The 13,782-nt window shown below is 67.2% G+C and carries 15 protein-coding genes; 6 read left to right on the top strand and 9 right to left on the bottom strand.

Features of this window, described 5'->3' with window-relative positions; genetic code table 11:
* The first annotated feature begins 9 nt into the window (after positions 1–9).
* The 6 genes from kynB (at position 10) to HV742_RS02245 (ending at position 5,413) form a co-directional block, all read left to right on the top strand.
* Complete coding sequence (kynB, locus tag HV742_RS02265) at positions 10–639, top strand: arylformamidase (protein ID WP_049072397.1); 630 nt, start codon at positions 10–12, stop codon at positions 637–639.
* A gap of 84 nt (positions 640–723) precedes the next feature.
* Entirely contained in the window at positions 724–846 is a 123-nt protein-coding gene (locus tag HV742_RS32425) for a hypothetical protein (RefSeq protein WP_275299881.1), read from the top strand.
* Positions 843–1,691 carry a tryptophan 2,3-dioxygenase gene (gene kynA / locus HV742_RS02260; protein WP_049072396.1) on the top strand — a complete coding sequence of 283 codons (849 nt, stop codon included), beginning with the start codon at positions 843–845 and terminating at the stop codon, positions 1,689–1,691. Before HV742_RS32425 ends, kynA begins: the two co-directional genes overlap by 4 nt.
* A gap of 197 nt (positions 1,692–1,888) precedes the next feature.
* On the top strand, positions 1,889–2,155 hold the full coding sequence (locus HV742_RS02255) for a type B 50S ribosomal protein L31 (RefSeq protein ID WP_006388310.1): 267 nt from the start codon (positions 1,889–1,891) through the stop codon (positions 2,153–2,155).
* Positions 2,156–2,279: 124 nt separating this feature from the next.
* The gene (locus HV742_RS02250; protein WP_063581892.1) at positions 2,280–4,010 is read left to right on the top strand and encodes an ArnT family glycosyltransferase; all 1,731 of its coding nucleotides are present in this window, start codon (positions 2,280–2,282) and stop codon (positions 4,008–4,010) included.
* Positions 4,007–5,413 carry an MATE family efflux transporter gene (locus HV742_RS02245; RefSeq protein ID WP_049072394.1) on the top strand — a complete coding sequence of 469 codons (1,407 nt, stop codon included), beginning with the start codon at positions 4,007–4,009 and terminating at the stop codon, positions 5,411–5,413. Before HV742_RS02250 ends, HV742_RS02245 begins: the two co-directional genes overlap by 4 nt.
* A gap of 116 nt (positions 5,414–5,529) precedes the next feature.
* Here the strand turns inward: HV742_RS02245 and paaK are convergent, their stop codons facing one another.
* The 9 genes from paaK to paaA all read right to left on the bottom strand — a co-directional run bounded on the left by paaK (position 5,530) and on the right by paaA (position 13,675).
* Positions 5,530–6,846, bottom strand: coding sequence for a phenylacetate--CoA ligase PaaK (gene paaK / locus HV742_RS02240; RefSeq protein WP_175144368.1), 1,317 nt, complete (start codon positions 6,844–6,846; stop codon positions 5,530–5,532).
* Between the two features lie 93 nt (positions 6,847–6,939).
* Positions 6,940–7,413 carry a hydroxyphenylacetyl-CoA thioesterase PaaI gene (gene paaI / locus HV742_RS02235; protein ID WP_049072392.1) on the bottom strand — a complete coding sequence of 158 codons (474 nt, stop codon included), beginning with the start codon at positions 7,411–7,413 and terminating at the stop codon, positions 6,940–6,942.
* Positions 7,413–8,201, bottom strand: a complete 789-nt coding sequence (gene paaG, locus HV742_RS02230) for a 2-(1,2-epoxy-1,2-dihydrophenyl)acetyl-CoA isomerase PaaG (protein WP_049072391.1) — start codon at positions 8,199–8,201, stop codon at positions 7,413–7,415. The genes paaI and paaG overlap by 1 nt, the downstream gene beginning before the upstream one ends.
* Positions 8,202–8,215: 14 nt before the next feature.
* Positions 8,216–9,880, bottom strand: a complete 1,665-nt coding sequence (paaN, locus tag HV742_RS02225) for a phenylacetic acid degradation protein PaaN (protein ID WP_054416865.1) — start codon at positions 9,878–9,880, stop codon at positions 8,216–8,218.
* 45 nt (positions 9,881–9,925) lie between these two features.
* On the bottom strand, positions 9,926–11,014 hold the full coding sequence (gene paaE / locus HV742_RS02220; protein ID WP_054501431.1) for a 1,2-phenylacetyl-CoA epoxidase subunit PaaE: 1,089 nt from the start codon (positions 11,012–11,014) through the stop codon (positions 9,926–9,928).
* Between the two features lie 14 nt (positions 11,015–11,028).
* On the bottom strand, positions 11,029–11,535 hold the full coding sequence (paaD, locus tag HV742_RS02215; RefSeq protein ID WP_049077577.1) for a 1,2-phenylacetyl-CoA epoxidase subunit PaaD: 507 nt from the start codon (positions 11,533–11,535) through the stop codon (positions 11,029–11,031).
* Positions 11,532–12,296, bottom strand: coding sequence for a 1,2-phenylacetyl-CoA epoxidase subunit PaaC (paaC, locus tag HV742_RS02210; protein WP_059269611.1), 765 nt, complete (start codon positions 12,294–12,296; stop codon positions 11,532–11,534). Before paaC ends, paaD begins: the two co-directional genes overlap by 4 nt.
* A 15-nt stretch (positions 12,297–12,311) precedes the next feature.
* On the bottom strand, positions 12,312–12,596 hold the full coding sequence (paaB, locus tag HV742_RS02205) for a 1,2-phenylacetyl-CoA epoxidase subunit PaaB (protein WP_006388300.1): 285 nt from the start codon (positions 12,594–12,596) through the stop codon (positions 12,312–12,314).
* A gap of 89 nt (positions 12,597–12,685) precedes the next feature.
* Positions 12,686–13,675, bottom strand: coding sequence for a 1,2-phenylacetyl-CoA epoxidase subunit PaaA (paaA, locus tag HV742_RS02200; protein ID WP_049072388.1), 990 nt, complete (start codon positions 13,673–13,675; stop codon positions 12,686–12,688).
* Between the last annotated feature and the right edge of the window lie 107 nt (positions 13,676–13,782).

Below are 13,782 nucleotides of genomic sequence, written 5' to 3'. Positions count from 1 at the left end.
GCGCCTTCCATGAAACGCCTGTGGGATATCTCCCCTCCCGTGTCCACGGCCTCGCCCGTGTTTCCCGGCGATACCCCGTATCGCCAGGAATGGAAGTGGTCGCTCGCGCCCGGCTGTCCGGTCAACGTCAGTGAAATCACGCTGTCGCCCCACGTGGGCGCGCACGCCGATGCGCCGCTGCACTACCAGAACGGCGCCGCCGCCATCGGCGCGGTCTCGCTCGAACCCTTCCTGGGGCCCTGTCGCGTCATCCATGCCATCGACTGCGGCCCCCTGATCACGCCGGAGCACCTGCTCCACGCCGCCAACAATCTGCCCCCGCGCGTCCTGGTGCGTACCGCCAAGCATGCCGCGCAGGAGTGGTGGACGGACGACTTCTCCGCCTACGCGCCCCAGACCATCGAATGGCTGGCCGAACGCGGCGTCATGCTGATCGGGCTGGATACCCCCAGCATCGACCCCGCGTCCAGCAAGACCCTGGACAGCCATCACACCATCCTGCGGCACGACATGCGAGTACTGGAGAACCTGGTGCTCGACGATGTGCCGGAGGGCGATTACGAACTGATCGCACTGCCGCTGGCTTTGATCCAGGCTGACGCCAGCCCGGTGCGCGCCGTCCTGCGCGAATTGGGCTGAAACACCGGCCACGGGCCGGCCGTGCGCAACGCGGCGCGACGTTCACGCCGCCCGTCCGGCCGTCCCCATTCGAGAAGCAAGATCATGACCACACCGCTCAACCCGCGCATGGCGCTCGCCTGCGCCCACCTGCCGTTCAACGGCTGGCGCAGCCTGCCCGCGTCCGCCCGCCGCGCCGCCCCGCCCTGCCAGGGAGGCCTCGCATGAGCCAAGCCCAACGCCCCGAAGACATTGTCCACGAGGAAAAAGCGCAGCTGGATTTCACGCGCGACATGACCTACGGCGATTACTTGCACCTGGACGAACTGCTGGGCGCGCAGCACCCGCTGTCGCCCGAGCACAACGAAATGCTGTTCATCATCCAGCACCAGACCAGCGAACTCTGGATGAAGCTGATGCTGCATGAGCTGCGCGGCGCCATCGCCAACCTGGCGGCGGACCGTCCGCAGCCGGCCTTCAAGATGCTGGCGCGGGTCAGCAAGATCATGGAACAGCTGGTCCACGCCTGGGACGTGCTGGCGACCATGACGCCGCCCGAGTACTCCGCCCTGCGTCCCTACCTGGCGCGCTCCAGCGGCTTCCAGAGCTACCAGTACCGCCAGATCGAATTCCTGCTGGGCAACAAGAACGCCGCCATGCTCAAGCCGCACGCGCACCGCGCCGACCTGCTGGCGCAGGTGCAGCGCGCTTACGAGGCGCCCTCGCTGTACGACGAATCGCTGCGCCTGCTGGCGCGGCACGGCGTGACGGTGCCGGCGGACCGCCTGGAGCGCGACTGGACCCAACCCTACCAGGCCTCGGAAGGCGTCGAGCAGGCTTGGCTGACGGTCTACCGCGACACCGAGCGCTACTGGGACCTGTACCAGCTGGGCGAAAAGCTGACCGACCTGGAAGACGCCTTCCGCCTGTGGCGTTTCCGCCACGTCACCACGGTCGAGCGCGTCATCGGCTTCAAGCGCGGCACCGGCGGCACTTCTGGCGTGGATTATCTGCGGCGCATGCTGGAAGTGGTGCTGTTCCCGGAAATCTGGAAACTGCGCACCGATCTGTGATCGGCGATATCATCCGTCCCCAGATGAAAAGCCGGGCGCTCCCTGACAGAGCGGCCCGGATTGCGTGACCGTGCCGGCGATTCCCATGCTAGAATGCGCAGTTACTTTTCGGATACGTGGCAAGAACGCCTGAAAGCGGTTCGTGCTGGCGACCCTAACTTTTGACATGACTCCCTCGGGAGTCCTAGGAAAGCACCATGAAAGAAGGCATTCACCCCGAATACCGCGAAGTCGTCTTCGCCGACCTGCAAACGGGCAGCAAGTTCATCACCCGCTCGACCGTCCAGACGCGTGAAACCATCGAACTCGATGGCAAGACGTACCCGCTCTTCAAGTGCGACGTGACCTCCGAATCGCACCCGTTCTACACGGGCGCCCAGACGCGCATCGTCGAGACCGGCCGCGTGGAAAAGTTCCGCGCCCGTTTCGCCCGCACCGCTGGCACGGTCAAGTCCGCTTCCTGATCCTGTTGCTCCTACGGGAGTCACAGCAAAAAGGCAGCCTCCGGGCTGCTTTTTTTTCCCCTGACCCTGCTCGTCGGGCCGCCGGGGGCTGGCGCTTCCCGATCTCTCGGTTACATTAACGCCCGTGTCCCCACTTTCCATTTCCACTCCGGCCCGGCTGACGTCCGTGGCCACCGCAAAACTGCCCAGGCTGATCCTGCTCGGGCTGGCGCTGGCATACATCGTTGCCGGCCTGTTCATGCGCGACCCGTGGAAAACCGACGACGCGGTCGGCCTGGCGACGATGATCACCGCCATCCGCGAGGGTGGGATCACCTGGCTGCTGCCGCAAGTGGGGCACCTGGCGCATGCCGAGGAAGGCCCGCTGATCACCTGGATCGGCGCGATCTGCATCTGGCTGTTCGGCCCCTTCATCGGCGACATCACCGCCGGCCGCCTGCCAAACCTGCTGTGGTTCGGCATCACGGCGATGAGCGTCTGGTATGGCACCTATCTGCTCGGCCGCCGCGCCGAGGCCCAACCGCTGGCGCTGCCCTTCGGCGGCGAGCCGGAACCGCGCGACTACGGCCGCATGCTGGCCGACGCCGCCTTGCTGCTGCTGCTGGCCACCGTCGGCATCCTGCAGCGCACCCATGAAACCACGGTCGTGCCGGCCATCATGGCCTGCCAGGCGTTGGCCTTCTACTCGCTGGCGCGCACCGTCGATCGCCCGTTCACCGGCTCCACCACCCTGGGTATCGCGCTGGCCGCCAGCTTCCTGACGCGCGGCTGGGTCGGCGCCCTGCCGATCATGGTCGCCGCCCTGCTGGCGTTCTATCCGCGCGGCCCGCTGTGGAAGTGCAAGCGCTGGCTGCCGTGGGCCGCCCTGCTGGCCGCCGCGTTGATCCTGGCCTGGTGGATCCCCGCCAGCCACAGCAGCGAATACTGGATCCGCAACTGGAAGAGCTGGAACCTGTCCTCGTTCGCGGTGCCGTCCTGGCACGATGTCGGCCGCACGCTGCGCGACCTGCCCTGGTACCTGTGGCCCACCTGGCCGCTGGCGCTGGTGGCCATCTGGCGCTGGCGCGCCTGGATCTATGCGCCGCACATCTGGCTGCCGCTGATGCTGCTGGTGTTCGCGGCGCTGACGCTGTTCGGGCTCGACGAAGCCAGCGACTCCGAATACGTGCTGATGGCCGTGCCCTGCGCCGTGCTGGGCGCGTTCTCGCTGCCGACCTTGCGGCGCGGCGTGGTCAATACGCTGGACTGGTTCGCGGTGATGTGTTTTTCGCTGACGGCGGCCACGGCCTGGCTCGGCTGGGTCGCGCTGCACTTTCAATGGCCGGCGCAGATCGCCCGCAACATCGGCCGCCAGACCACCGGCTACGAACCCGTCATTTCCTGGACCGCCTTCGCCCTGGGCGTGGCCTTCACCATCGGCTGGATCGCGCTGGTGGTCTGGCGCCTGCGGGTCAAGCCCCAGGCGCTGTGGCGCGGCACCGTGCTATCGGCCGGCGGCCTGACCGTTACCTGGATCCTGCTGGTGCTGCTGTGGCAGCCGGCGGTCGACTACGCCCGCAGCTACCGCACGGTATCCGGCGAACTGGCGCAGGCAATTGAACAGAACATCCGGCCGGGCGAATGCGTGCGCGGCCTGAGCCTGGGCAGCGGCCAGCGCGCCTCGTTCCTGATCTTCAATAACCTGACGTTCACGTTCGATTCGAAGTGCACGCTGGTGCTGCAGCAGACCACCAACCAGAGCTTGCGCGACAACACCGCCGCCTACAGCGACAGCGCCGACGTGCTGTGGCAGGGCGGACGCCGCGCCGACCGCCAAGAAGTGTTCCGCCTGCTGCGAGTCGGCCCCAACCGATGACGCCCGCCCAACCGGCGGTGCCCGGTTTCGGCGCCACCCTGCGCAACATCGCCAAACAGGCGTGGCCGGTCCTGGTGAGCCAGTGGGCCGGCATCTCTTTCGGCGTGCTGGACACCGCCATGACCGGCCACGCCAGCGCCAACGACCTGGCGGCAATGGCGCTGTCCGCGTCGATCTACATCACCGTCTTCGTGGGCCTGATGGGCGTGGTTCACGCCCTCATCCCGATCCTGGCGCAGCACTTCGGCGCCGGCAACAATCGCGAAGTCGGCCGCAGTTGGGGCCAGGGCGTGTGGCTGGCGTTGGGCCTGTCGGCGGTGGGCGCCATCCTGATGCTGTTTCCGGATTTCTGGCTATCGATGTCGGGCGACGTCGATCCCGGCGTTCGCGAGCGCATCGCCTCGTACCTGCGGGCGCTGATCCTGGCGCTGCCGGCCGCGCTGGTGTTCCGCACCATCTACGCGCTCGGCACCTCGGTCTCGCGGCCCAAGCTGGTGATGGCGATCAACCTCACCGCCATCGGCTTCAAGGCCTTCTTTAACTGGCTGTTCATCTACGGCAGCCTGGGCCTGCCGGCGATGGGCGCCACCGGCGCCGGGCTGGCGACCGCCGTGGTGTCGTGGATGAGCCTGGGGCTGGGCCTGTGGGTCATCACCCACGACCGCTATTACCGCCGTTTTCACCTGCACGTCGGCCGGCCCGACTGGAAGACGCTGAAAGAACTGCTGCGCCTGGGCATTCCCATGGGCGGATCCTACCTGGTCGAAGTGTCGGCCTTCACCTTCATGGCCCTGCTGGTGGCACGCGAAGGCACCTTCGTGACCGGCGGCCACCAGATCATGTCGAACCTGGCGGCATTGTGCTACATGATGCCGATGGCGCTGGGCGTGGCCACCGCCGCCCTGACGGCGCAGGCGATCGGCGCGGGCAACCTGGCGCATGCCCACCGCACCGGCATGGCGGGCCTGGCGCTGGGGCTGATGGGCGCCCTGCTGACCGCGGTAGTGCTGCTGGCCGGTCGCCCGCTGATCCTGGCGGCCTACACCGATAATTCCCAGGTGGCCGCGGTGGCGACCACGCTGCTGGCGGTGCTGCCGCTGTTCCACCTGTTCGACTCCATGCAGTGCATCAACTCCTACCTGCTGCGGGCCTATAAGGTCGCGGTGGTGCCACTGCTGCTGCAGACAGTGGCGCTGGCCGGCGTCGGCCTGGTCGGCGGCTGGTGGTTCGGCTTCGGACCGGGGCGCGGCGGCCTGGACGGGCTGCGCGAGATCCTGGTGCCCGGCTCGCCGCAGGGGGCGGGCAGCATGTGGCTGATGGCCATGGTCGGTCTGGCGCTGTCGGCCACGCTGCTGCACTTCTGGTACCGTCACATCGTGCGCGACGTGGCGCGCCAGGCCTGAACGGCGCGCCCGACGGGCAGCGACGGCGCGAAAAAAAGCAGCCCGAGGGCTGCTTTTTTCATGGCGGTGTGGCCGCCCCCCCCCCCGTTGCCGGCGGGCGGGGACGCGCAACGCGCTCAGCCCTTGGGGCGCTTGTCGATCACGCGGCGGGCCTTGCCGGTCAGCGTGCGCTCGACGTGGCCGGCGTCCGACACCTGGATGCGGGCGCTGACGCCGATGTGCGTCTTGACCGCATGCTGCAGCTGCTTGCCCAGCGCGGCGCGCTCGGCGTCCGACAGGGTCGAGAACTCGGCGCGGACTTCCGTCAGGATCTCGAGCTCGTCCATATTGCCGGTGCGCGACAGCACCAACTGATAATGCGGCGCCAGTTGCGCGATCTTGAGCACCAGTTCCTCGACCTGGGTCGGGAACATGTTCACGCCGCGCACGATCAGCATGTCATCGCTGCGGCCGGTGATCTTGCCGATGCGGCGCATGCTGCGCGCCGTGGGCGGCAACAGACGGGTCAGGTCGCGGGTGCGGTAGCGGATGATGGGCATCGCTTCCTTGGTGAGCGAGGTGAACACCAGCTCGCCCGGCTCGCCGTCCGCCACGGGCTCGCCCGTGTCCGGATTGATGATCTCGGCGTAGAAGTGGTCTTCCCACACCACCGGGCCGTCCTTGGTCTCGACGCACTCGCTGGCCACGCCCGGGCCCATCACTTCGGACAGGCCATAGATGTCGACCGCGTCGATGCCGGCCTCGGCCTCGATATCGGCGCGCATCTGCCCGGTCCAGGGCTCGGCGCCGAAGATGCCGATGCGCAGCGAACTTTGACGCGGATCAATCCCCTGGCGGCGCTGCTCCTCCAGAATATTGCAGAAATAGGAGGGCGTGACCATGATGATGTCCGGACGGAAATCGTTGATCAGCTGCACCTGCTTTTCGGTCTGCCCGCCCGACATCGGGATGACGGTGCAACCCAGGCGTTCGGCGCCGTAATGCGCGCCCAGGCCGCCGGTGAACAGGCCGTAGCCGTAGGCCACGTGCACCGTGTCGCCGGGCTTGCCGCCGGCCGCGCGGATCGAGCGCGCCACCAGGTTGGCCCAGTTGTCCAGGTCGCGCTGGGTGTAGCCCACCACGGTCGGCTTGCCGGTCGTGCCGCTGGAGGCGTGGATGCGCGAGATGCGCTCGCGCGGCACCGCGAACATGTCGAACGGATAGTTCTCGCGCAGTTCCTTCTTGGTGGTGAACGGGAACTTCGAAATGTCGGACAGCTGTTTCAGGTCGTCCGGATGCACGCCGATCTCGTCAAACGCCTTCTTGTAGTGCGGCACGTTCTCGTAGGCGTGCTTGAGCGACCACTTCAGGCGCTCAAGCTGCAGCGCGCGCAGCTCATCCTGGCTGGCATGCTCGATGGGGTCCAGCCCCGGCTTGCTCATGGTGTTGGACATGGTTATCTCTCTCCTGGAATGCATCCTCCGATCCGGGGGGCGCGCCGCGCGCCCGCCTCGGCCGGTGGTCTTGTCTCTGGTTGGTTGACGCGTTCAAGCCTCGGCCGGCGTGCCGACGATCTGCCCCTTGATGCGATAGGACCGGCCCCGGAACAGGGCGACGTTGCGGCCATCCTGGTTGGTGACCGTCACGTCGTACACCCCGGTGCGTCCTGCCAGCGAGCGCTCCTGCGCCACCGCGGTCAGCAGGTCGCCCTCGAAGCCGGGGGCCAGGTAATCGATGGTGCAGCCCGACGCCACGGTGCTGACGTTGCGCGAATTGCAGGAAAAGGCGAAGGCGCTGTCGGCCAGCGCGAAGATGAAGCCGCCATGGCAGGTCTTGTGGCCGTTGAGCATGTCGGGACGGACCCGCATGGTCAGGCGCGCATAACCGGGCGCCATCTCCTCGACCTTCATGTCCAGGCCCTGCGAGGCCGCGTCGCCGGCGTACATCACCGTGCCCACGGCCTGCGCCAGTTCCTGCGGATCGGTCGGCGCCTCCACGGGCGGAACGTGCGTGCTGCTCATCATTGCCCCTTGAACCGCGGTTCGCGTTTGCCCAGGAACGCGGCCACGCCTTCGGCGTAGTCGGCGCTGCGGCCCAGTTCGCGCATCATGTCGCGCTCCAGGTCCAGCTGGGTCGCCAGGTCGTTACCCAGGCTGGCCTGCAAGGCGCGCTTGGTGAAGGCCAGGCCCTTGGTCGGCGCGCGCGAGAAGTGCTGCGCCAGGTTCTCCAGCGTGGCGTCGAACGCGTCGTCGGCCACGCATTGCCAGATCAGGCCCCAGGCCTCGGCCTGGCGCGCGCTGAGCTTGTCGCCCAGCATCGCCAGCCCCAAGGCGCGGGCGCGGCCCACCAGGCGCGGCAGCACGAAGGTGCCACCCGTGTCGGGGATCAGCCCCAGCTTGCAGAACGACTGGATGAAATTGGCCGATTCCTTGGCGATGACGATGTCGCCGGCAAATGCCAGGTTGGCGCCCGCCCCCGCCGCCACGCCGTTGACCCCGACCACCACCGGCAGCGGCAGCGCGTTCAGGCGCCGCACCAGCGGCGCGTAGAACTTGTCGACGGTCTCGCCCAGGTCGGGCGGCGTGCCGTCGGGCGCGGGTTTGCGCTCGCTCAGGTCCTGGCCGGCGCAAAAGCCGCGGCCGGCGCCGGTCAGCACCAGCACGCGCGCGCCCTCGGTCTCGACGCGGGTCAGCGCATCCGCCACTTCAGCGTGCATGTTGGCGGTGAAGCTGTTGAGCTTGTCCGGACGGTTCAGCGTCAGGCGGGCGATGCCGTCGGCCAGTTCGAATTGGATGTCTTGGTAGGTCATGTCCGGTCCACCGCTCAAATGTGACGGCGCGTCTGCACCACGCGGAAGCGGTTGGACACGTAGGCCGAGTCGGACAGCGCCGCGTTGGCCGCCGGGTTGGCGCCGGTGCCGTGGAAGTCGCTGAATGCCGCGGTCTGGTTGACGAACACCGCGCCAGTCAGGTTCAGCGACAGCGACACGCCGGACTCTTCCGCCGCTTCCTGCACCTGCTCGGCCACCTCGTTGCTGGTGGTGTAGGCCGACAGCGACAACGCGCCGTGCTCGATCACGCTGTCGCGCGCGATCTGGATGCTGTGCGCGGTGGAATCGGTGGCGACCACGAAGGCGATCGGGCCGAACCATTCCTGGCTGATGGCGGGATTGCCGGCCTCGGCGCGCAGCAGCAGCGGCGTGCGCACGCGGGCATTCTCGAACTGCGGATGCGTCAGCGTCTTGCTGTCGGCCACCACCGGCAGGCCCAGCGCGCGGGCCTTCTCGATGCGTTCGACGATGCCTTCGTTCTGGATCGCGCCGGTCAGTTCGACGGCCTTGGCGGCGTCGGCGCCGAGCTTGTCGACCGCGGCGCCCAGGGCGGCGGCGACCTCATCGAAGCTGACACGGCCTTCCGGCGTCTGGATGCCGTCGCGCGGCACGTAGATGTTCTGCGGCGCCGTGCACATCTGGCCCGAATACAACGCCAGCGAGAACGCCAGGTTGCGCGCCACGCCCTTCAGGTCGGCGGCCGAATCGATGATGACCTGGTTGACGCCGGCCTTCTCGGTGTAGACCAGCGCCTGGCGGGCATTGTTTTCCAGCCAGTCGCCGTTGGCGGTGCTGCCGGTGAAGTCGATGATCTTGACCGCGGGATCCAGCGCCAGCTGGCGCGCGGTGTCTTCCTCAGCGGTGTGCGCGGCCAGCAGCACCACATCCGGATCGAAGCCGGCTTCCTGCAGCACTTCGCGCGCCACCTTGACGGTCAGCGCCAGCGGCAGGATCGCGCCCGGGTGCGGCTTGACGATGACGGTGTTGCCCGTGGCCAGGCTGGCGAACAGGCCGGGATAGCCGTTCCAGGTCGGGAAGGTCGAGCAGCCGATCACCAGCGCCACGCCGCGCGGCACCACGGTGAAGTGCTTTTCCATGCGGATGGGATCATTCTTGCCCTGCGGCTTTTCCCAGATGGCGACGCCGGGAATGCGCGACATTTCCTGCCAGGCGTAGGCCACGGCCTCGAAGCCGCGGTCCTGCGCGTGCGGGCCGCCGGCCTGGAAGGCCATCATGAAGCCCTGGCCGGTGGTGTGCTGCACGGCGTAGGCCATCTCGAAGCTCAGCTTGTTCAGGCGCGCCAGGATTTCCAGCGACACGCCCACCCAGGCCTGCGGGCCGGCGCGGCGCCAGTCCTGCAGCGCGCGCTTGGATGCGGCCACCAGCTTGGCGGCGGGCACGTGCGGATAGGTGATGCCCAGGTCGAAGCCGTAGGGCGACTTTTCGCCGCCGACGGTGCCGTCGGCGTCGTGCAGATTCAGCGGGAACGGCTTGCCGCGCAGCGCCTCGAAGGCGGCGCGGCCGTCGTCATTGGCGGTCTCGCCATAGTTGCGGGGGCTGGGCGACTCGGCGAACGGGCTCCAGTAGCCGCGCAGCGCGGCGGCGGCCAGGGCTTGTTCCAGCAGGGGCTGATGGCGTTCGAAGAATTTCTGGGACACTGCGTCTCTCCAAATGGAATGGGGGTCTGACTGGCGCGCGCCGGGTCAGGTTTCCTGGTCGAAGTCGATCACCAGGCGGTCGCTGACCGGAAAGCTCTGGCAGCTCAGGATAAAGCCTCGCGCCACTTCGTAGTCTTCCAGGGCGAAGTTGGCATCCATGTCCACTTCGCCCTCGACCACCTTGCAGCGGCAGGTGGAACACACCCCGCCCTTGCACGAATACGGCAGCTCGATGCCCTGCGCCAGCGCCGAATCCAGCACGCTGTCTTTGTTCTTGTCGATCACGAACTTGCGGCTGTGGCCGTCCTGCACCACGGTCACCTCGCACTGGCCCTTGCCGGGCGCCTGGCGGGCGTCCTGCCCCGTGCGCAACGCGCGCGGCCCCTTCGGGGCGCCGAACAGTTCGAACTTGATGTTCGCCTTCGGGATGCCGCGGGCCTGCAGCCGCTCGACCACGCTCTCGGTCATGGTCTGCGGACCGCAGACAAAAGCGTAGTCGATATCCTCGGGGCTCATCCACGCCGACATCAGCTGGTCGACCTTGTCGCCGTCCAGGCGGCCGTTGAACAGCTCGATATCCTGGGTTTCACGGCTCATGACGTAGACCAGCGAGAAGCGGTCCATGTACAGGTTCTTCAGGTCCTCGATTTCTTCGCGGAACAGCACGGCGGACGAGGCGCGGTTGCCGAAGAACAAGGTGAACTTGCTGTTCGGCTCTGTCGACAGCGCGGTCTTGACCAGCGAGAACACCGGGGTGATGCCGCTGCCGACGGCGAATGCCACGTAGTGGCGCTGGTTTTCAGGCGAGAAGTCGACGGTGAAGTTGCCGGCCGGCGCCATCACTTCCAGGGTCTGGCCCGGCTGCAGCTCGTGGTTGGCCCAGCTCGAGAAAACGCCCTCGTCGACCTTCTTGATCGCCACGCGCAGCAGCTTGTCGCGCGGCGCCGAACAGATCGAATAGGAACGGCGCAGTTCCTCGCCGTTGAGCTGCGTGCGCAGCGTCAGGTACTGGCCCGGCAGGAAAGCGAATTCATCGGCCAGCGTGTCGGGCAGGTCGAACGTCACGACCACCGCGTCGCGCGTGTTGCGCGCCACCGAGGCCACTTTCAGGGGGTGGAATTGGTTCAGGCTCATTCTCGAAACCACTCTCAGTGAGTCTTGAAGTAATCGAACGGCTCGCGGCAGCTGACGCAGCGGTACAGCGCCTTGCACGAGGTCGATCCGAAATTGCTGACCAGGCGCGTGTCGCGCGAACCGCAGCGCGGGCACTCGATGGCGGGCCCGGCGTTGCGCCGGCTGATGCCCGAGATGTCGATGGCCTGTTGCGCGGGCGCGGCGATGCCGTAGTCCTTGAGCGCGGCGCGGCCCTTCTCGCTCATCCAGTCGGTGGTCCAGGCGGGCGACAGGCGCGTCTCGACGCGCACCTCGCCGATGCCGTGGCGCGCCAGCACCTGGCGGATGTCTTCGGTGATCTCGCGCATCGCGGGGCAGCCGGAGTAGGTCGGCGTGATGACGACGACGCAGGCGTCGCCCTCGAACGCGACGTCCCGCACCACGCCCAGGTCCACCACCGACAGCACGGGGATCTCCGGATCGGGGACCTCCTGCAGCCAGGCGTAGACCTGCTCGATGGACACGGGCACGACGGCGTTCACCACTTGGCTCCCGGATAGGCGCGCGGCAGGTACTGCATTTCCGCCAGCACGTAGCCCAGCTCCTCGGTGTGCCGGCCCTGGCGGCCGCCGCTATGGGCCGGATGGTTCGCCGCCGCGGCGTCGGGCACCTTCAGCGTGGCTTCCTCAAGCACTTCGCACACATGCTGTTCCCAGGGCGTGCGCAGCGCGGCCAGTTCACAGCCGATGCCGCGCGCCGCCATGTCCTGGTCGATCGCGTCGTCGGTGAACAGCTCACCGGTGAAGCGCCAGGCGTCGTCGATCGCCGCCTGCATCCTGGCGTGGCTGGTCTCGGTGCCATCGCCCAGGCGCACCACCATGTCCGACGAACGGCGCACGTGGTAGGTCACTTCCTTGAGCGACTTGGCGGCGATGCCGGCCACCCGCTCGTCCGACGATTGCGCCAGGCGCTGCAAGAGGAAGTAGTGCCAGACGTCGAACAGGAACTGGCGCGCCATGGTGTCGGCGTAATTGCCGTTGGGCCGCTCGACCAGCAGCGCATTGTGGAACTGATGGGCATCGCGCAGATAGGCCAGCGCGTCCTCGTCGCGGCCCGCGCCTTCGACCTCGCCGGCCAGCGTCAGCCACATGCGGGCCTGGCCCAGCAGGTCGAGCGCGGTGTTGGTCAGCGCCAGGTCCTCTTCCAGGATCGGACCGTGACCGGTCCAGGCGCCCAGGCGTTGCGACAGGATCAGCGTGGTGTCGCCCAGGCGCAGCAGGTATTCGAAGAAAGTCTTGTCCATGTCTCCCCCGCCGCCTTACATGTGCTTGATTTCTTCAGGCATCGGAAAGAACGTGGGATGCCGGTAGACCTTGCTGTTGGCCGGCTCGAACAAGGGATCCTTGTCGCCCGGGCTGCTGGCGGAAATGTCGGAGGCCCGCACCACCCAGATGCTCAGGCCTTCGTTGCGGCGGGTGTAGACGTCGCGGGCGTGGTTGATCGCCATTTCGGCGTCGGGCGCGTGCAGGCTGCCGACGTGCTTGTGCGCCAGGCCGTGCTGGCTGCGGATGAACACTTCCCACAGAGGCCAGTCTTTGCTCATGATGGATATCCTCGGATGCCGGGCGCGCGTGGCGCCCCGGGTATTGGATGAGTAAGGAGTTGGAAGGCCGGGCGCCGCCCGGCCAGGACTCAGGCCGCCTTGCGCTCGGCCTGCTTGTCGGCGTAGGCGACCAGCGCCTCGCGCACCCAGGCGCCGTCTTCGTGCGCCTTGACGCGCGCCGCCAGGCGCTCGCGGTTGCACGGGCCATTGCCCTTGAGCACGGCGTAGAACTCGGCCCAGTCGATCTCGCCGAAGTCGTAGTGGCCGCGCTCGGCGTTCCACTTCAATTCGGGATCGGGAATGGTCAGGCCCAGGTATTCGGCCTGCGGCACGGTCTGGTCGACCATCTTCTGGCGCAGCTCGTCGTTGGAGAACAGCTTGATCTTCCAGGCCATGGACTGGGCGCTGTTGGGCGAGTCGGCGTCGGACGGGCCGAACATCATGAGCGCCGGCCACCACCAGCGGTTCAGCGAGTCCTGCACCATCGCCTTCTGTTCGGGCGTGCCGTGCAGGCACATCTGCATCAGCAGGTCGTAGCCCTGGCGCTGGTGGAAGGACTCCTCCTTACAGACGCGCACCATGGCGCGGGCGTAGGGGCCGTAGGAGCAACGGCACAGCGGGATCTGGTTGATGATGGCCGAGCCGTCGACCAGCCAGCCGATCATGCCGATGTCGGCCCAACTGAGCGTGGGGTAATTGAAGATGCTGGAGTACTTGGCGCGGCCGGCATGCAGGTCGTCGATCAGGTCGTCGCGCGACACGCCCAGGGTCTCGGCGGCGCTGTAGAGGTAGAGGCCGTGGCCGGCTTCGTCCTGCACCTTGGCCAGCAGGATGGCCTTGCGCTTGAGCGACGGCGCGCGGGTGATCCAGTTGCCTTCGGGCAGCATGCCGACGATTTCGGAGTGGGCGTGCTGCGAGATCTGGCGCACCAGGGTCTTGCGGTAGGCCTCGGGCATCCAGTCCTTGGCCTCGATCCGCACGCCTTCGTCGATGCGGCGCTGGAACGTCTGTTCGCGGCCTTCGAGCTGGTCCGCGGTCTTGACCTGCTTGACGCCGGTTTCGACGAGTTGAGCGTACATGGTTGTCTCCTTGAGACGGTTTGCGATAGCGCAAAGCGAACGCCGCGCAGGGCCGTCATGTCATAGGCGGATTATTTAATACAAAAAAACCATTGTCAAACTCAAAT

Source organism: Achromobacter ruhlandii (assembly GCF_902859695.1).
Lineage (GTDB): Bacteria > Pseudomonadota > Gammaproteobacteria > Burkholderiales > Burkholderiaceae_B > Achromobacter > Achromobacter ruhlandii.
This window is presented reverse-complemented; position numbering and strand designations above follow the sequence as displayed.

Bases quoted from the DNA above. Each gene is read 5' to 3' on its own strand.
- paaK (WP_175144368.1), bottom strand. From the start codon at position 6,846: ATGTCCAACACCATGAGCAAGCCGGGGCTGGACCCCATCGAGCATGCC.
- paaE (WP_054501431.1), bottom strand. From the start codon at position 11,014: ATGAGCCTGAACCAATTCCACCCCCTGAAAGTGGCCTCGGTGGCGCGC.
- kynA (WP_049072396.1), top strand. From the start codon at position 843: ATGAGCCAAGCCCAACGCCCCGAAGACATTGTCCACGAGGAAAAAGCG.
- HV742_RS02245 (WP_049072394.1), top strand. From the start codon at position 4,007: ATGACGCCCGCCCAACCGGCGGTGCCCGGTTTCGGCGCCACCCTGCGC.
- paaA (WP_049072388.1), bottom strand. From the start codon at position 13,675: ATGTACGCTCAACTCGTCGAAACCGGCGTCAAGCAGGTCAAGACCGCG.
- HV742_RS02255 (WP_006388310.1), top strand. From the start codon at position 1,889: ATGAAAGAAGGCATTCACCCCGAATACCGCGAAGTCGTCTTCGCCGAC.
- paaC (WP_059269611.1), bottom strand. From the start codon at position 12,296: ATGGACAAGACTTTCTTCGAATACCTGCTGCGCCTGGGCGACACCACG.
- kynB (WP_049072397.1), top strand. From the start codon at position 10: ATGAAACGCCTGTGGGATATCTCCCCTCCCGTGTCCACGGCCTCGCCC.
- HV742_RS32425 (WP_275299881.1), top strand. From the start codon at position 724: ATGACCACACCGCTCAACCCGCGCATGGCGCTCGCCTGCGCCCACCTG.
- paaG (WP_049072391.1), bottom strand. From the start codon at position 8,201: ATGACCTACCAAGACATCCAATTCGAACTGGCCGACGGCATCGCCCGC.
- paaB (WP_006388300.1), bottom strand. From the start codon at position 12,596: ATGAGCAAAGACTGGCCTCTGTGGGAAGTGTTCATCCGCAGCCAGCAC.
- paaI (WP_049072392.1), bottom strand. From the start codon at position 7,413: ATGAGCAGCACGCACGTTCCGCCCGTGGAGGCGCCGACCGATCCGCAG.